Origin of the sequence: Silvibacterium acidisoli (assembly GCA_022870745.1) — a bacterium.
GTDB lineage: Bacteria > Acidobacteriota > Terriglobia > Terriglobales > Acidobacteriaceae > Silvibacterium.
Genome location: CP085323.1, coordinates 90954 through 108054, shown reverse-complemented (window position 1 = coordinate 108054; position 17101 = coordinate 90954). Strand labels below are relative to the sequence as shown.

The following is a 17101-nucleotide window of genomic DNA, read 5'->3' as shown; positions in this document are numbered from 1 at the left end:
TGTTCAGGAGAAAACGTTCTCCCGAACGGCAAAGCTGTTCTTGTTCTGTGAAGCCATGATTAGACAGAAGGGAAAACAGCTGGCGGAGGCCGGCAGAAGAGCTTGAAACTGAAACGGCATACCCGGGGCCGCGAGAAACTTTCTGACGCAAGAAACGCGACCGGCTCGACGAAAACAGCGAGCAGCAGAATGACGGCGACCTGCACGGCCTGGTGAGCCGAGATGCAGAGCGCGCAGTCATGATCGGACTGCCCACCCGGGTGCGCATGAACAACCTGCGCAACTCCGCTGATCGCGACCAGGGCAATACACAGGATTCCCAGCAGCTGCAGCCAGGAAAATTGCGAATGCGATCTCGATAAGCGAGGCATGCTTAAAACTATAACCTGAACAAAGCTGCGGAACAATGCGTTCCTGCCAGATGAGACAATTCTTCCAATCTTCAGGAGAACGGAAACCAATGGCCGGAGAGGCGAAAAGCAGGGTTTCGCTCATCACGATCCTCGACTTTATTGGGACGTATGTCTTTGCACTGGAAGGCGCAATGACCGCGGCGTCGCATGGGCTGGATCTGCTCGGGCTGATGGTCCTGGCTTTTGCCACAGCTGTCGGCGGAGGCATCCTGCGCGATTTGTTGATCGGTGCCGTTCCGCCGAATGCCGTGCGCGACTGGCGTTATGGTCTGATAGCTTTTGCCGGAGCTGGCTCCGTCTTTTGCTTCTATCCTTTTGTGCGCGAAATTCCTGCCGGCCTGATCGTAATGCTCGATGCAGCGGGATTGAGTCTCTTCGCCGTTGCAGGTGTCGAGAAAGCGCTCGAGTACGGCATTCATCCCTTCATCGCGATCCTGATGGGCGGACTCACGGGAGTAGGCGGCGGCACCTTGCGCGACGTGCTGCTGGCGCAGGTACCCGCGGTGCTGCGGACGGACATCTACGCCGCGGCTGCACTTTTCGGAGCGATGATCGTGGCTGCGGGCCTGAGTCTGAAGCTGCCCCGCCTGCCGGTCACCATCTGCGGAGCCGTCTTCTGCTTCCTGCTTCGCATGGTCAGCGTGTGGAGACACTGGAATCTTCCGCGACTGCTTCACTAAAGGTTGCCTGTCGCGATTTGCTCTCATCGGAAATCCATCATCCCTATGAACTTATGTTTTGAACCCCGGCGCGGAGCAGAGCGTGCCGCGGTTTCAAGGCAACTCCAACGCCATGTTTCCGCATTCCATCTCCTGTACAGCAATGCAGGCAGGCATTGCGTTCGAGATCTGGACAGTTGATTTCCCAGAAGAAGGAGACGATCAGTATGAAATCCGAAATGACGAACAAGAAACTCCGCAACAATCTTCTCGTCTTTGCCGGCGCTGTTCTACTGACGGCTTGTCCGTCCTTCGCGCAGATGGGCGGCGCGCAGTCGAGCGGCTCACAAGGCGGGCAGCAACAGCAGCAGACAACGCAACAAAGCCCTGGCATGGCGGGCAGCAACAACCAGATGCAGCAGCAGTCGCAGGACAGCGGCACGTCTCAGATGGAAGACAAGTCGTTTGTAAAGGACGCTCTGCAGGGCGGCATGGCGGAGGTGCAACTCGGTCAGCTTGCGCAGCAGAAGGGCTCGAGCGACGATGTGAAGCAGTTCGGCGCCATGATGGTCAGCGATCACACCAAGCTCGGCGACGAGATGAAGCCGGTCGCACAGCAACTCGGCGTGAAGGTGCCGGATGGCCCGTCGAAGAAGGACAAGCAGCTGATGGATAAACTGCAGGGAATGTCCGGAGCGGACTTCGATAACGCTTACATCGCAGCAATGGTGAAGGACCACAAGAAGGACTCTTCGGACTTCAAGTCAGAGATCTCCCAGACCCAGAACCCGCAGCTGAAACAGCTGGCCTCGCAGGGGCAGCAGGTGATCGATCAGCATCTGGCCAAGATTCAGCAGATCGCGCAGAGCCATAACCTCAACAGTGACGGAAAAACCTCCGGACACTAATTTGTTTCCAGCCAGCAGGGGCGGGCGCATCGGCGCCCGCCCTTTTCTTTGCTGCTTCCGGTAGAATCGAACCGATGCTTTATAAAAGGTTGGCACGTTTCTGCGCAGGGCTGCTCGTTGTCGCGAGCTCGTTGGGCGCGTCGTGCGAATCCGTCAAGAGCCTTCCCCGTCCTACCGATTACGTCAGCGATTTCGCGCATGTCATGTCGCCCGAGGCGAAGCAGCGCATCAACCTGCTTTGCGGCCAGGTCGACCGGCAGGCGCATGCGCAGATTGCGGTAGTCACGGTTCACACGACCGATGACGAGCCGATCGAACAGTACGCGGTGCAGCTCGAAGATGCGTGGGGCGTTGGTCCGAAAAAGACTGACCGCGGCGTGATCGTTCTGCTTGCGGTCAACGATCGCAAGCGCTTCATCGCCACCGGCTATGGGCTGGAGAGCATTCTGCCCGATGGACTCGTGGGCCAGATCGGGCGGCAGATGGTGCCGTACTTGCGGCAGAACGACTTCGACGGTGCGATCTCGACGGCGGTGGGGCAGATGTCGCAGATCATCGCTCGCGATGCCGGTGTAACGCTGAGTACAGCGCCTCGTCGAGGACCTCCGCAGGGTCAGCCGGTTCATCTGAGCCTGGGGCAGCTCCTGCTTGGCGCGATCTTCATCATCTTCCTGTTGATCTTCCTTGCACGCTTTGGTGGCTCAGGTATCATCGGCTTTCTACTGGGCATGTTCCTCGGCGGTGGTGGCCGTGGCGGAGGCGGCTGGGGAGGCGGTGGTGGTGGCGATGACGGCGGCAGCGGCTTTGGTGGTTTTGGCGGCGGCAGCACCGGCGGCGGCGGAGCCGGAGGCGATTGGTAACATGAACGGTGTAAGAAGGAGACAAGTACGATGATGCGTCGCGGTTTGTGGATCGCAATCGGAGTAGTGGTTGTTCTTTTCCTGGTTGTGCTGATGATCTTCGGCAGCTATGTCAGCGCAAAGAACCAGATGGTAGCCAAGCAGGAAGCGGTCCACGCACAGTGGTCGCAGGTGGACGTGGTGCTTCAACGCCGCGCAGACCTGATTCCTAACCTCGTGAACACGGTCAAGGGTTATGCCACGCACGAAGAGAAAGTCTTCGCGGACATCGCCAATGCGCGCGCAGGCTTGCTGAACGCCCACGATCCGGCGGGCAAGATCCAGGCAAACGGACAGCTTGACGGAGCCATCGGGCGCCTGCTGGCACTGTCGGAGAACTATCCCAACCTGAAGGCCGACCAGAACTTCCTCTCGCTGCAGGATCAGCTGGAAGGCTCGGAGAATCGTATTGCTGTCGAGCGTCGCCGCTACAATGACACCCTGCGCGACTACAACACATTCATCCGCCAGTTCCCGAACAGCATCTGGGCGGGCATGGCCGGTTTCCAGCCGGACAATGCCTACTTCGAAGCAAGCGCGGGATCGCGTGAAGCTCCGGTCGTAAAGTTCTAGCACTCCTGTAAGTACAGAAAGGGCGTTGCGGCATAGCCGCAACGCCCTTTCTTATTTGAGTTTTTCGCCTGCCAAAGTTTGTCATCCCGAGTGCAACGAGGGATCTGCACCTGAATGCCGGTGCTGGCAAAAAGCAGATTCCTTACTGCGTTCGGTATGACAAGAAGCGGGTTGTTTCATTTACTCGTGACGTAACCGTCATTGAGCGTATTCAGAAACGCAATCACGTCGTCGATATCCTGGCTGCTCCAGACCGGTTTCTTATCCTCCCGTGGAGCAAAGGGAACGTTGATGTGGTCCACGTTGCTGCGCAGCTCCGGCGGCAGATCGTTATAGCTCTCGCCATTCGGATACCAGGCTGCAGGATTGCTGTCGCGTTCGACATACCAGCGCAGGGCATCGCGCAACGAGTGGAAGCGTCCGTTATGAAAATAGACGCCTCGCAGCGCCGTGTTGCGCAGGGTCGGCGTCTTGAACATCCCGCAGAAGGTCTTTACGTCGCGATGGTCATCGCGCAGCGGCCCGCAGAGTCCAAGGTCGTAGAACGAATTGCCGTGGTTCGCAGCAATCTCCATATTGCGCGGCACGCCGATCGCCTCGAACTGGTAGTCGGTAAAGAGCGGATGCGATCCGTCTGCTCCGGGCGAAGAGAGATGGCAACCGGCACAGTTGCCGCCGTCCGGATCGTTGAAGAGCTTCAGCCCATGCTCTTCCTGCGCGCTCAGCGTGGCCTTGTGATCGAGGTAAGCGTCGTACTTGCTCGTGAAGGGATGAAAGCTGGGGTCTTCGAGCAGAAAGCGTTCGAGCGCCCGGCGCATGCAGTCGAAAGCCGCGTCAGGTTTGTCGAAGATGCCTGCGCCGCATGCTTTCTCAAAGGCCTGGCTGTAGCCAGACCGCTGCAGCTTGTGCGCGATGTCGGCAGCGTTCGCGTTGGCCATCTCCGACCGTTCAAGCAGTGGAAAAGCGGCCTGGTCGTGCAGGGAATTAAAGCGGCCATCCCAGTCGAAGCCCCCGACCGGAGCATTTTCCCGCTCGGTCAGCTGCTCGGTGCGGCTTGCTGGGTGCTCTTTCGTCCAGATGGGGGTGCGATTCAACACGTATTCGAGCGAGGGAACGGCGCGAAAGCCGAAGGTCTTCAAATCCTTTCCGCCGGGCTGGACGGCCAGTCCGTCAGGCGGCCCGTAGGCGTGTTGCGGATCATGGCAGCTTGAACAGGCCTGCCGGCCCGATGCGGACAGGCTGGTGTCAAAGAAAATATCGCGTCCGAGCAGGGCCATCTGCGAAAGCGAAGGAGTCGTCGTCGCAGCAGCTTGCGGAGCGGCAGGCGTGGACTGACGGCATCCGGAAAGCGGAAACAGTGCTGCAAAGGCCAGGGCGGGGATGAAGAAGTGGGAGAATACTGCAGGTTTCATGAAAGAGAAAGTAACGCCGGTCCCAGCATGCGGGGCGGGACCGGCGATGTGACTAAAGGTTGTTGAAGATGTCGTTGCCGAAGGGAACGAGCGCGGGGTCGCCAGCATAGCCGATGTGCGTGAGGCCGAAGATGTCCTCAAGGCTGCGCAGCATCGAGTAGTGGTTGTAGGGCACGTTCGAGACCGTCCCCGCCTTGATGAAGGGCGAGAGCAGCACCGCGCCGGTGTTGTCTCCGCCGTAGTTGTTGTAGGTGATGTTGTAGGTCGGAGGTCCGGCGAAGGTCGAGCTCTGCGGATAGGTTCCGAGGTTCGGACCAGGCTTCTGGCCGCAGCAGAAGGTGCCGGTTTCAACGATGTTGTACACGTTTGCCGAAGGCACCGTAATGCTGGCGTAGCTGCTCTCGTCGAAGTTGATGATGATCAGTCCGTCCTGCTGGTACGCGGGCGAAGCCTGGATGATGGGAATCCACTTCTGGAGGAACGCATTGGCGGAGGTCAGGCCGCCGGGGCGTCCATCGGCGCAGGGAGCGTCGTGGCCGTCGTCGCAGAGGTCAGGCGTAATGAAGGTCAGGTTCGGCGTCGTCGAGGCCGAGGCCAGATCGGTCTGCAGGTTCGAGTCGAGATTCACGACGTTCTTCGCGCAGTCGGACGAGTCGATGATGGAGTGAAAGTACATGAAAGGATCGTGGCGGGTGGCGTACATATCGCCAGCCGGCACGGCAGCGCTCGGTGCTTCCGCGATCTGGGTCAGGTCGGCTGCGTTCAGCTTGGGATGTCCGCAGGTGGCGCTTTCGCGCGCGGGATCATTGCCCATATCGCCCATGTAGCCCTTCCAGGTAAGCCCCGCGGCCTTCATCTGGCCCGGCAGGGTCGGCGTCGAGGCGGGATAGACGCATCCGGTGCCGGCGTACTGGCTGTCCTGGTAGGTGATCCCGGTCTGCGAGAAATCGGCGTAGGTCTGGCAGTCGGCAATGGTCTGCAGCGTGCCGGCCTGTCCGCTGATCATGGAGATGTAGTTGTCGAGGCTGACGTGTCCGGTGCCGTAATAGCCGCTCAGCAAAGCACCCTTCGCGGTGAGGGTCTGCGAGAGATAAGGCGCTTTGGAGGTGGCTCCGAAGGTGGTGGCATAGTTTTCATTTTCAAGAACGATGACAAAGACGTGCTTGACCTTGCCGGTAGCAACACTGGGTGTAAGCGCGCTGCTGATGCTGGTTGTAGAAGTCACTGCATTCCCGCAGCCGATCAACGCGGCACAAATGGCTGATCCCGCCAACACGGCGGAGAACACCCTGCGAATGTTTTTTGAAATCATCCCTGACCGTCCCTACTGTGGTGTGTAGGGGCAAGTCTGCGGGAGTGTCATGAACGAGCGGTGAACACTGCTTTACGGACGCACGAAAATTTGGACGCTTGGGACCCCAGGATGCGTTCGCCTCTGGAAAATGACTAGCCAATCAGTGCTTGAAGACTTCCGCCATCATCTCGTTTTCAACCTTGTCCAACTGCTTCATCGTCGCTTCCAGCGTGGGACGATCGTCGAGCGAGGCCGAAAGCATCATTTCGCGCAGGCGGAAGGCTGTGTGACGCATCATGATCTCGGCGTTCTTGAGCTTTTTAGTGTCGTCGGCCACGTTCATGTGAATCTTCTCTGCGTACGCCTGCAGGGTTTTCAGCGATGCCGCGGCACTTGCTTCGTCGCCGTCGGAAATCTGGCGGCGGGCAAGCTCGGCCATTGAGTAGGCCAGTTCGGTGTAGAGAAAGCACTGCTCGCGCGGACCGGCCTGCAGGGCTTTGCTTTCGAGCGCAGCCATCTGTTGGATGTCCAGAGTTTTTTCGGTAGCCGCGAACGCGGTAGGAGCGATACTCAGTATCGCAAAGGCAGAGACGAGAACGAACCGCATGATGCACCTCCCTGGGTGCCACGGTAACGTCTTGCGTGAACTACTTTTTCTCGAGGAGCGCCAGCCGTTGCTTGGCCTGCCATTCCTCATCGGGAAACTTCCCCAGGGCCGACTTCAGGAACAGTTGATAGTACTCCACAGCCTGTTTCGTGTGGTGAAGATTATCATGAGCCGTCGCCCATAAAAAGTAGGTAGCCGGAGTTTCCGCGGCGAGTTTTGACCGCATCGTAAGCGCGTCGATCACCTGTTCGTACTGGTGAGTCTGCGAGGCCGCAAATGCGATTCCTCCCCATGCATCAGGATCATCATGGCGGATTTTGGTCGCCCTCTCGAAGAAATCGAGCGCCTCAGGATACTTCTGTTCCCGAACCAGCACTTGTCCGAGCGCTGAGTCCGTTTCGGCGTCGTTGGGGTCAAGCGTCAGCAGTTTGCGGTAGACAGCCTCGGCCTTTTCGTAGTTCTGACCCTGCGCGTAGGCGTCGGCCAGCATTCCCGCCACTTCCTTGTTATTCGGTTGCAGCTTCTCCAGCTTTTCGAGTGACGCCACCGCCTCGTCGCTCTTGCCCTCAGCAGCCAGGACTGCCGCGTACTGCGTATTCAGGGCAGGATCGTCGGGATCGCGGCTGAGCGCGGTCTTCAGCAGCGGCTCGGCTTCGTCGTATTTTTTGTCTTTCACCAGCAGATGGGCGAGCCCGGCGGTGGCCGACGAGGCCTCCGAGCCGTTTCCCTGGGTGGCGGAGAGCACGCGGCGGTAGGTGCGCGCCGCGCCCTCGTCATCTCCGCCGGCTTCGGCGATTTCTGCGGCGAGAAGCGTGTCTGCCGGTGTTTCAGGAGAAATCTTCAGCGCCTCGACCAGCGCCTGGCTGGCGGTGTCAGGATCGGTCGTTCTCGTCAACCGAGCCAGTTCGCGCCATGCCTCAGCCTTGACGGCGGGATTGGGAGGTACCGGATCGGCCTTCACGGCGGCTTCCAGTTCCTTGCGGGCGTCCGGGTCGCCTCCCTGTGCGAGGATCAGGCCCAGGGCGAAGTGCGACTCAAACTGGTTCGGATTGGCTGCGATCGCCTTACGGTAGAAGTCGACTGCCGTCTCCGGATGCCCCTGGGCATCGTCGATGTATCCCCGGTCGAAGAGCGCCCGGGCGTCGTTCGGATGCGCCGAGAGATATGTAGTCAGCAGGTTGCGGGCCTGGTCGAACTGTTTCGCATCGATTGCCGTCTCGACGCTTGCCAGCGGCCCGGTCTGGGCAGCCGAAGCGGGTTCGTCCGTCGTTGTTCCGGGCGGAAGAGGCGCGGATTGCGCAAAAGCGGCAGCAGGGAAGAGCAGCGGCAGGACGAGCAGGGTATTTCGCAAAGACATTACTTCTATTTTCGCTTTTTTCCGGAATATGCGACAGTCGCGTGCGGACCTGCACTTTGACCCGTTCAGGCATCGAGATTCCTCTCTGCGTTCGGAATGACAAAAGAGGAGAGTTCTTACTCCCAAGAAGCTGAGCCCTGTGGCCTAAGTCCTGTTTTCTGGGCTCTGCTTTTCAAGCACCTTCGCCAGCCAGAAGCCGGTGTGCGAAAACTCGTTCCGCGCAATCTCTTCCGGAGTACCCGCCGCGACGACCTGTCCACCGGCAGAGCCGCCCTCAGGCCCCATATCGATCAGCCAGTCGGCGGACTTGATGATGTCGAGGTTATGCTCGATGACCACCAGCGATCCGCCGCCGTCGATCAGCTTGCGGAAGGCGGTCAGCAGCTTGCCGACATCGTCGAAGTGCAGACCGGTCGTCGGCTCGTCGAGAATGTACAGCACTCGGCTCTGCTTCTTCTTGCCTTCCGATCCGGACGACGATCGCACTGTCGCCAGGTGCGCTGCGAGTTTGACGCGCTGCGCCTCGCCGCCCGAGAGCGTTGTGGCCGACTGGCCGAGGCGCACGTATCCAAGGCCGACTTCGTCGAGCACGGCGAGCTTGTCGACAATCTTCGGCAGGCCGGAGAAGAAGCGCAGCGCCTCCTTCACCGTCATGCCCAGCACCTCGTGGATGTTTTTGCCCTTGTAGCGAACTTCTAGGACGCTCGATTTGTAACGAGTACCGCTACATTCTTCGCATGGCAGCTCCACGTCGGCAAGGAACTGCATCTCGACCGTAACCGTGCCGTCGCCTTCGCAGACATCGCAGCGTCCGCCGGGCACGTTGAAGGAGAAGTGTCCCGCTCCGTAGCCGCGGCGCTGCGCTTCAGGCTGTGCGGCGAAGAGTTCACGGATGGCGTCAAAGGCCTTAATATACGTGACCGGATTCGAGCGCGGAGTGCGGCCGATGGGGTTCTGGTCGACCAGCACGATATCGTTCAGCCGGTCAGCTCCCCGCATCTCGCGATAGACGTTTGCAGGATCGCCGCCTTCGGTCTTGCCAAGCTCATGCGCAATGACGCGATAGAGCACATCGTGCACCAGCGTCGATTTGCCCGAGCCGGAGACACCGGTAATGCAGACCAGCATGCCCAGCGGAATCTCGACATCGATGCCGCGCAGGTTGTGCGAGCGAGCACCCTTGAGGCGAATCCACTCCCGCGTGGGCCCAACTTCGCGGCGGCGCGTGGGAACGGGGATCGTCAGCGCGCTGGACAGATACTTGCCCGTGATCGAATCGGGGTTGCGTTCAATCTCTGCAACCGTTCCCGAGGCGAGCAGCTTGCCGCCGAACTCACCAGCGCCGGGGCCCAGGTCGAGCAGGTAGTCCGCTGAGCGAATGACGTCCGGATCGTGCTCGACGACGACAATCGTGTTGCCAAGGTCGCGCAGGTTTTCGAGGATGCGGATCAGCCGCGCCGTGTCACGCGTGTGCAGGCCGATGGATGGTTCATCGAGCACATAGAGCGCGCCGACCAGTTGCGAACCGAGCGAAGTCGCGAGCTGAATGCGCTGTGACTCGCCACCGGAAAGCGTCGAAGCCAGGCGATCGAGGCTGAGGTATTCGAGACCGACGGCTTCGAGGAAGCGCAGGCGCTGTTGCACTTCGTGCAGGATCGAGCCTGCAATCTCCTGCTGCATCGGCGTCAGTTCGATGGCGTTGAAGAACTCATTCGCGGCGGAAATAGTCAGCGCTGCTGCCTGGCAGATGTTGCGGGCATCGTGGTTGTCGCGGCCCAGGCGAACGGCACGGGCTTCGGCGCGCAGGCGCTGGCCCTTGCAATCCGGGCAGAGAGCATAGCCGCGATATTTCGAGAGCATCACGCGTACATGCAGCTTGTACTTCTTTCGCTCCATCTCCTGGAAGAAGCGGTGTACGCCCAGGAACGAGCCGTGTCCGTCGAGCACGAAGGTCTGCTGATCGAGCGTGAGATCGAACCATGGCACATCCATCGGAATGCCGTGCTGCTTCGCGACTTTCTTCAATTCGGTGAAGAAGGGGCGGTACTTGGGGCGCGTCCACGGATCGATGGCGCCCTCATCGAGCGTCTTCGACTTGTTGGGAATGATCAGGTCAAGGTCGAAGTCGATGGTGTTGCCAAAGCCCTGGCAGCGCGGGCAGGCTCCGAATGGATTGTTGAACGAGAAGAGCCGGGGCTCGGGCTCGCGATAGGCACGATGACAGTTCTTGCACTCGAAGGCCGCCGAGAAGCGCAGCGGCTCGCGCTGCATCTCTTCAGGCTCGCGGGAAACGATTTCGTAGAGAATCTCTCCCGACTCGCGGTAGCCGATTTCGGCGGCGTCGACGATGCGTGCACGGTTTTCCGGCGAGACCACGATGCGGTCGACCAGAACGAAGACCGGCAGAGAAAAATCCAGCTCCAGAAGCGATTCGGGAGAAGAGAACTCGCTGATCCTGCCGTTCTGATAGAGGCGATTGAAGCCGCGCTTGCGCAGGTCGGCCAGCCGCTCTTTCAGCTCCTCGGTGAGAGGCGATTCCGGCTCCGCCGCTTTCTTCTTGCGGACGGTCTTGCGAGCGCGCGTGGCTGGCTTCGGATTGTCTTCTGCCGCTGTCTCCGATGCAAGCGGAGGCCGCGCCGTCGGCGTGACCGGGAAGAGCGCATGCAGGCGCGTGCCTTCGCCCAGCGCCAGGACAGACGCTGCAATCTCGTCCACCGAATCCCGCTTCACCACGCCGTCGCAGACGATGCAATGCACGGTGCCGCAGCGCGCCCACAGCAGGCGCATGTAGTCGTAAATTTCTGTCGCCGTCGCGACCGTCGAGCGGGGATTGCGCGTGGAGTTCTTCTGCTTAATGGCGATAGCCGGCGCAAGGCCATCGATCAGGTCCACATCCGGCTTCTCAATGCGCTCCAGAAATTGCCGCGCATAAGCCGAGAGAGACTCGACATAACGGCGTTGGCCCTCGGCATAGATCGTGTCGAATGCCAGCGAGGATTTGCCCGAGCCGGAGACGCCGGAAACCACGGTCAGCTTGCCGTGCGGAATATCGCAGTCGATGTTCTTAAGATTGTGGGTCCGCGCGCCGCGGATAATGATCTGATCGGTCAACAGTCTGCCCCGTATGTGCGGGCGCTCTGCATGTGCAAAATCGAGCGAGGAGAACAAAGCAGCCCATTTTGATTATAAAGCGGGCAGCCTCGATTGGACGTGTCAGGGCCTTGGCAGGGGCTTTTCAAGGCGCGGTAGCAGGAAGTCGAGAAACTGATCCGTATTCGACTTCAGGCACACCTGCGCGTTCGGCTTGCCGTGGCCGGGTGTTGTAAAGCCCTTGTCGTCGACGGTGATATGCATCGGCGTGGTCGGGCAGAGCGATGGATTCAGAGTGTAAGCAACCGTCATCGCATCGAACAGCGTCGGCACGGAAAGGTTGTTGCCCTTGGACCACTCGTTGTACAGCTCATGCAGCTGCGCGACCAGTGTTGACGGATTCGCAAAGAAGGCTTTGCGGCGGGCATCGTCGAGCTTGAGCATGGTGGAGTCGAGCGGCATCACATAAAGCGGCACGCCGGAGGTGAAAAGCTTTTGCGCTGCCGCCGGATCTTCTTTGATATTCCACTCGGCGTCAGGCTTGCGGCCGTTGTAGCCGCGGTAGATCGAGCCACCCATCAGCACCACGCGCTTCAGCTTGCGAAAGGTGACTGGATCCTTATCGATCGTCGCCCCGATATTGCTGAGCGGGCCGATTGCGAAGAGTGTAATCTCGCCCGGATGCTGCTTGATCTGGCCAAGGATAAAATCCTGCGCCGTGCCGGAACGCGTCTTCTTCGCATCGCCGCCCTCGGCGTACTTCGCCTGGCTGAATCCTTCGCGGGTCGGCGTTGCAACACCGGCGGTGACAGGAATATCGCCGCGCCCAACCGTGTCGAGAAAGCGCGTGGTCAGCTGCGCACGAAGGCCGGTATCGCGAAATGCAGTAGTGATGCCAAGAAGCTGGAGTTGCGGACTTTCGAGGATCAGCGACAGGGCGAAAGCATCGTCGATGTCGTCGCCTATATCGCTGTCGAGCAAAACAAGCTGGCGCGGATAGGCTGAGGGCTTGGCAGGAGCGGCAATCACTGTGGAGGAAAGGAGGCTTCCCAGAGTAAGCAGGGCTATGGCGCGAAGAAATTTCATCGGGAAGAAGTGTACCGGAAGCCGCGGGGAAACGGGCAGCGGGATGTTTGTCCGGTTGAGAAGCCAGGCTACGATCCGGTCAGCCTCGTTCAGCCGATCCGCTTCCTCAACAGCTTCATCAACGCTGCTTCTTCCTCAAGCAGCGTGTGTGCGGCGTCATCCTTTTCCTCGCGAGCTCTCTTCTTGAGCGCCTTAATCGCTCCCGCCATGTAGTGATCGAGCACCGCAGGATGGATATAACATTTGCGGCACACGGATGGCGTATTTCCAAGCTTTGCCGCCACGCACTTGACCGCGGAGACGATGTTCTTCTTCGCCTGCGTCTCCGACTCAAAGGCTTCAAACTCACGCAGCGCGATGCTGGCCAGTACGGTGCCCGCCCAGGTGCGGAAGTCTTTCGCGGTAAAGTCTTCGTTGCTGATCTCACGCAGGTAGTCGTTCACATCCGCCGAGCCGATGCTGCGCACCGCGCCCTCATCGTCGAGATATTCGAAGAGTTCGTAGCCGGGCAGGTCATAACAGCGCTGTACGATGCGCGCCACGCGCCGGTCGCTCAGGTCTACGTTGTGTTCCACGCCGCTCTTGCCGCGAAAGCGAAAGTGAATGGTCGAGCCATTCACCTCGACATGACGGTTGCGTAGCGTCGTCAGCCCGAAGGACTTGTTCTCTCGCGCATACTCTTCGTTGCCGACACGGATGAAGGTGGTCTCCATCAGGCGCACGATGGCTGCCAGCACTTTGCGTCGCGGCAGCCCGGGAAGCCCCATATCTTTACTCACCTGCTCTCGAATATTGGGAAGGGATGTGCCGAAGAGCAGCATGCGTTCGTACTTGGTTTCGTCGCGCACCTCGCGCCAGTGCGCATGGTAACGGCTTTGCTTGCGGCCGCGCGCATCCCGGCCCGTGGCCTGCAGGTGTCCTTTCGGGTTCGGGCAGATCCAGACATCTTGCCATGCTGGAGGGATCACGATGGACTTGATCCGTGCCAGCGTGTCCCTATCGCGAACTGCCTTTCCGTCGGCATTGACGTAGCGAAAGCCTTTGCCGGAGCGGAGACGGCGGATGCCCGGCGAGGCATCGGTGACGTAACGAAGCCCGGCTTCCTTCGCGGACAGGACAGGGTCTGTGAGCGGCTGCGTCGAAGACATGCCATCCGTTGGATGCAGAGCACAGAGCTCAGACTTTGCAGATGCATTACGTCAGCGGCTGACATTGATTGCGACGGCAGAAAAAGGTAGGGCAGGGCTTCAGCCCTGCCACTAAGAGGAACGCAAGAAGCGGCTTCAGCCGCTGAGGTCTTACAGAGCTCTGCGCTCTGAGCCCTGAGCCCTGTCGTCGTCTTTGAACGACCCGAGCACCAGCAGGATACCGCCGACGACAATCGCCGAGTCGGCGACATTAAAGTCGGGCCAGTGGTAGTGATAGATGAAGACCTCGAGGAAGTCGGTCACGGTGGATGAGAAGATGCGATCCCACGCATTGCCAAGCGCTCCGCCGAGAATCAGCGCCAGTGCCAGCGTGGTGAGTGTGAGCCTGCGGCCGATGCGCAGCAGTATGCCGAGCACCACCAGTCCGGCGATGATCGAGAACGCCACCAGCATCCAGCGCGTGCGATCCGGGTGCATGGAATCGGAGAACATGCTGAAGCCTGCGCCCGGATTCTGAACGTGAGTGATGTTGAAGACGTGCGGAATAATGGTGATGCCGCCCGAACCTTCTACAACATTCTTCGAAACCCAGATCTTGCTGGCGCGGTCGATAACGATCACCGCGAGTGAAATCAGCAGCAGCATTGGCCGCCAGTCACGCAAACGGCTCATGCGTGCACCTGCTTCAGCTTGTCGTAGCCCATCAGGTCAAGCTGCGACGAGCAGCGTCCGCAGACGTCAGCCCATGGGCCGTACTGGGCGGTGTCGGTGCGGTAGTTCCAGCAGCGGTTGCACTTGATGCCGTCGGCTGGCAGAGTGGCAGCAGTCAGAACTCCTTCGCTGCCTTCCTCAACCTCGATAGCCGAGACATTAAAGAGCTCCTTCAGAGCTGGACCGTACTTCTCGAGCAGGGTATAGGTCTCCCCGCCGGCGGACAGATGCATCTTTGCTTCCAGGGCCTTACCGATCCGCTTGTCCTTGCGAGCTTCCTCAAGCGACTTCAATGCTTCGTCGCGAACGGTAAGCAGGTTGCGCCAGTCGGTCAGCAGGGCTGTATCGCCCTCGACTTCGCCGGCAGGGAAGAGCGCAAGATGCACGCTGGCCTCGCGACCTTCAACCTTCGGCATGTATTCCCAGACTTCGTCCGCCGTAAAGGTAAGGATCGGAGCCACCAGCCGCACCAGCGTTTCCGTGATTCGCCACATGGCCGTCTGCGCCGAACGCCGTTCGAGGCTCGAAGGAGCGAAGGTGTACATGCGGTCCTTCAGCACATCGAGATACAGCGAGCTGAGATCAACGATGGTGAATTCGTTGATCGCGTGGTAGACGCGATGGAACTCGAACTCCTCGTACCACTTCACCACCCTGGCCGTTAGCTCGCGTGTACGGGCCAGCATGTAGCGGTCAATCGGTAGCAGTTCTTCGTCTGCGACTGCCTGCGCGGGATCGAATCCGGCCAGATTCCCCAGCAGGAAGCGGAAGGTGTTGCGCAGCTTGCGGTAGTTCTCGGCAGCCCGCTGCATGAGAGTTTCGCTGGCGGAGACGTCCTCGCGGAAGTCGACACTCGCCGCCCACAGGCGCACGATCTCGGCGCCCATGCGGTCGGCGATGTCGACGGGATCGACTCCATTGCCGAGTGACTTCGAGAAGGCACGGCCCTGTTCATCGAGCGTCCAGCCGACCGTGGTGACATTCTTGTACGGAGCGATGTCTTTCACCGCGACCGAGCACAGCAGGGACGAATGGAACCACCCGCGATGCTGATCCGCGCCCTCGATGTAGAGCGAGGCAGGGAACTGCTGTTCGGGGTTGCCAACGAGCACGGCGTTCCAGCTCATGCCCGAGTCGAACCATACGTCGAGGATGTCCATCTCCTTGCGGAAGGCATCGATCTCACCGGATTTCTGTGTGGCTCCGCAATCGGCGCAGGCCGTGCCCGCAGGCAACAGCTCCTGGACCGAGTACTTGTGCCATGCCTCGGCGCCTTCCTGCTCGAAGAGGCCGACGACGTGCTTCTCAACCTCTTTGTTGTGCAGCGGCTTGTGGCAGGTGTTGCATAGGAAAACGGCAATCGGCACGCCCCACAGGCGCTGGCGGCTGATGCACCAGTCAGGACGGGTCGCGATCATGTTCGAGATGCGCTCCTCACCCCATGACGGATCCCAGTTCACGCGCTTGATCTCGTCGAGCGCGCGCTGGCGGAAGGTCGTTTCCGTCCCGTCGACATTCTTTAGAGGTGTTTCCATGCCGATGAACCACTGTTCCGTTGCGCGGAAGATGATCGGGTTGTGGCAGCGCCAGCAGTGCGGGTAGCTATGGAAAATGTCCTGCCGCCCCAGCAGCGCGCCGCGCTCGATCAGCATGTCGATGATCAGCGGGTTCGCTTCCCAGACGGTCTTGCCTTCCCATTGCGGCAGGCCGTTGCGCAGGCGCCCTTCGTTATCGACATTGCAGGTCTGGTCGAGTCCGTAACGTGCGCCGGTGTAGAAGTCGTCCGCGCCATGCGCCGGAGCGGTGTGGACGGCGCCGGTTCCCGCATCGGCCGTGACGTAATCGGCATTCACGCCCAGGATGCTGCGGTCGAGGAACGGGTGCTGGAAGGTGACGCGGTCCAGCTTTTCGCCCTTGAATTTCGCGACTTCCTTCGCGTCCTGCAGCTTGCAGGCTTCACGGACGGCAGTGGCGAGCGCCTCGGCAACAATATAAGTATTGCCGTCCTGCTCGAGCGCGACGTAGTCAAATTCCGGCTGGAAGGCGACGGCAAGAGATGCCGGAAGCGTCCACGGGGTGGTCGTCCAGATGATGGTGTAGACCTTTTTGCCCGCGAGCGCCGCGTCAATGGCTGACGGATCGCTCGTCAGCGCATAGCGGACGTAGACGCTGGGGCTGGTGTGCTGCTCGTACTCGACCTCGGCCTCCGCCAGCGCCGTGCGGTCGTGCAGGCACCAGTAGACCGGCTTCAGGCCCTTGTAAACAAAGCCCTTGTCGAAGAAGTCGTAGAAGGTCTCAAGCGTCTTCGCCTCGTAAGGCTTCGCCATCGTCATGTACGGCTTGTCCCAATGGGCGAAAACGCCCAGGCGGACCAGCTGCGAGCGCTGCAGGTCGATAAACTTCTGCGCATACTCGCGGCACGCGCGTAGCACCGACAGCGCGGGCATCTCCAGCTTTTTGCGGCCGAGCTTTTCGTCCACCTTGATCTCGATGGGCAGGCCGTGGCAGTCCCAGCCGGGAATGAGCGGTGCATCGAAGCCGGACATGGTCTTCGACTTCAAAATAAAGTCTTTAATGCATTTCTGTAGTGCGTGGCCCAGGTGGATGGGGCCGTTCGCATAGGGAGGTCCGTAGTGCAGGATGTACTTTTCAGAGCCCTTGCGCGCTTCGCGAATCTGTTCGTAAAGGCCATCTTCCTTCCACTGCTTGAGCCGCGCCGGCTCATTCTGGGGCAGATTGGCCTTCATGGGAAACTTCGTTTCGGGAAGGGTCAGGGTCGTCTTCAGCTCAGGGTTCAGCTCAGGGGCTGCCGCCGCGCCGGTCTCGGGTGTTGCCGACATCAGTTTCTCCCATCTGGTTGGTAAAAATGAAACAGGGCAAAGCTCCATTGTATCTGGTGGATGGAGGAATCCGCCGGGACGGTGTAACTTCACGGCGGCTCATC

Annotated in this window: 14 protein-coding genes; 4 read left to right on the top strand and 10 right to left on the bottom strand. The window is 60.0% G+C overall.

The window, feature by feature from the left end; genetic code table 11:
• Window positions 1–59 precede the first annotated feature (59 nt).
• The gene (locus LJD29_RS00430) at window positions 60–371 is read right to left on the bottom strand and encodes a hypothetical protein (protein ID WP_446743776.1); all 312 of its coding nucleotides are present in this window, start codon (window positions 369–371) and stop codon (window positions 60–62) included.
• 89 nt (window positions 372–460) lie between these two features.
• On the opposite strand from LJD29_RS00430, the gene LJD29_RS00425 reads away from it, so the two are divergent.
• The 4 genes from LJD29_RS00425 to LJD29_RS00410 all read left to right on the top strand — a co-directional run bounded on the left by LJD29_RS00425 (window position 461) and on the right by LJD29_RS00410 (window position 3452).
• The gene (locus tag LJD29_RS00425) at window positions 461–1093 is read left to right on the top strand and encodes a trimeric intracellular cation channel family protein (RefSeq protein WP_446743775.1); all 633 of its coding nucleotides are present in this window, start codon (window positions 461–463) and stop codon (window positions 1091–1093) included.
• Window positions 1094–1299: 206 nt separating this feature from the next.
• Window positions 1300–1980 carry a DUF4142 domain-containing protein gene (locus tag LJD29_RS00420; RefSeq protein WP_446743774.1) on the top strand — a complete coding sequence of 227 codons (681 nt, stop codon included), beginning with the start codon at window positions 1300–1302 and terminating at the stop codon, window positions 1978–1980.
• A gap of 89 nt (window positions 1981–2069) precedes the next feature.
• Window positions 2070–2840: a TPM domain-containing protein gene (locus tag LJD29_RS00415; protein WP_446743773.1), complete on the top strand. Its 771-nt coding sequence runs from the start codon at window positions 2070–2072 to the stop codon at window positions 2838–2840.
• A 30-nt stretch (window positions 2841–2870) separates the two neighbouring features.
• Entirely contained in the window at window positions 2871–3452 is a 582-nt protein-coding gene (locus tag LJD29_RS00410) for a LemA family protein (RefSeq protein ID WP_446743772.1), read from the top strand.
• A 176-nt stretch (window positions 3453–3628) separates the two neighbouring features.
• Here the strand turns inward: LJD29_RS00410 and LJD29_RS00405 are convergent, their stop codons facing one another.
• From LJD29_RS00405 to ileS, 9 genes are all read right to left on the bottom strand, one after another.
• Window positions 3629–4864 carry a cytochrome-c peroxidase gene (locus tag LJD29_RS00405; RefSeq protein ID WP_446743771.1) on the bottom strand — a complete coding sequence of 412 codons (1236 nt, stop codon included), beginning with the start codon at window positions 4862–4864 and terminating at the stop codon, window positions 3629–3631.
• Window positions 4865–4916: 52 nt separating this feature from the next.
• Window positions 4917–6089: an alkaline phosphatase family protein gene (locus LJD29_RS00400; protein ID WP_446743770.1), complete on the bottom strand. Its 1173-nt coding sequence runs from the start codon at window positions 6087–6089 to the stop codon at window positions 4917–4919.
• Between the two features lie 229 nt (window positions 6090–6318).
• Window positions 6319–6765: a hypothetical protein gene (locus tag LJD29_RS00395; protein ID WP_446743769.1), complete on the bottom strand. Its 447-nt coding sequence runs from the start codon at window positions 6763–6765 to the stop codon at window positions 6319–6321.
• 40 nt (window positions 6766–6805) lie between these two features.
• Window positions 6806–8122 carry a tetratricopeptide repeat protein gene (locus LJD29_RS00390; RefSeq protein WP_446743768.1) on the bottom strand — a complete coding sequence of 439 codons (1317 nt, stop codon included), beginning with the start codon at window positions 8120–8122 and terminating at the stop codon, window positions 6806–6808.
• A 144-nt stretch (window positions 8123–8266) separates the two neighbouring features.
• Window positions 8267–11233 (bottom strand): excinuclease ABC subunit UvrA, encoded by a 2967-nt coding sequence (gene uvrA, locus LJD29_RS00385; RefSeq protein ID WP_446743767.1) that lies wholly within the window; start codon window positions 11231–11233, stop codon window positions 8267–8269.
• A 102-nt stretch (window positions 11234–11335) separates the two neighbouring features.
• Window positions 11336–12298, bottom strand: coding sequence for a nucleoside hydrolase (locus tag LJD29_RS00380; protein ID WP_446743766.1), 963 nt, complete (start codon window positions 12296–12298; stop codon window positions 11336–11338).
• Between the two features lie 89 nt (window positions 12299–12387).
• Window positions 12388–13446, bottom strand: coding sequence for a DNA topoisomerase IB (locus LJD29_RS00375; RefSeq protein ID WP_446743765.1), 1059 nt, complete (start codon window positions 13444–13446; stop codon window positions 12388–12390).
• 150 nt (window positions 13447–13596) lie between these two features.
• Window positions 13597–14118: a signal peptidase II gene (lspA, locus tag LJD29_RS00370; protein WP_446743764.1), complete on the bottom strand. Its 522-nt coding sequence runs from the start codon at window positions 14116–14118 to the stop codon at window positions 13597–13599.
• The gene (ileS, locus tag LJD29_RS00365; RefSeq protein WP_446743763.1) at window positions 14115–16997 is read right to left on the bottom strand and encodes an isoleucine--tRNA ligase; all 2883 of its coding nucleotides are present in this window, start codon (window positions 16995–16997) and stop codon (window positions 14115–14117) included. Before ileS ends, lspA begins: the two co-directional genes overlap by 4 nt.
• Window positions 16998–17101: the final 104 nt, after the last annotated feature.

Excerpts from the sequence above, each read along its gene's own strand:
- LJD29_RS00430 (WP_446743776.1), bottom strand. The coding sequence starts at position 371 with ATGCCTCGCTTATCGAGATCGCATTCGCAATTTTCCTGGCTGCAGCTG.
- LJD29_RS00425 (WP_446743775.1), top strand. The coding sequence starts at position 461 with ATGGCCGGAGAGGCGAAAAGCAGGGTTTCGCTCATCACGATCCTCGAC.
- LJD29_RS00420 (WP_446743774.1), top strand. The coding sequence starts at position 1,300 with ATGAAATCCGAAATGACGAACAAGAAACTCCGCAACAATCTTCTCGTC.
- LJD29_RS00410 (WP_446743772.1), top strand. The coding sequence starts at position 2,871 with ATGATGCGTCGCGGTTTGTGGATCGCAATCGGAGTAGTGGTTGTTCTT.
- LJD29_RS00405 (WP_446743771.1), bottom strand. The coding sequence starts at position 4,864 with ATGAAACCTGCAGTATTCTCCCACTTCTTCATCCCCGCCCTGGCCTTT.
- LJD29_RS00395 (WP_446743769.1), bottom strand. The coding sequence starts at position 6,765 with ATGCGGTTCGTTCTCGTCTCTGCCTTTGCGATACTGAGTATCGCTCCT.
- LJD29_RS00390 (WP_446743768.1), bottom strand. The coding sequence starts at position 8,122 with ATGTCTTTGCGAAATACCCTGCTCGTCCTGCCGCTGCTCTTCCCTGCT.
- LJD29_RS00380 (WP_446743766.1), bottom strand. The coding sequence starts at position 12,298 with ATGAAATTTCTTCGCGCCATAGCCCTGCTTACTCTGGGAAGCCTCCTT.
- LJD29_RS00375 (WP_446743765.1), bottom strand. The coding sequence starts at position 13,446 with ATGTCTTCGACGCAGCCGCTCACAGACCCTGTCCTGTCCGCGAAGGAA.
- lspA (WP_446743764.1), bottom strand. The coding sequence starts at position 14,118 with ATGAGCCGTTTGCGTGACTGGCGGCCAATGCTGCTGCTGATTTCACTC.
- ileS (WP_446743763.1), bottom strand. The coding sequence starts at position 16,997 with ATGTCGGCAACACCCGAGACCGGCGCGGCGGCAGCCCCTGAGCTGAAC.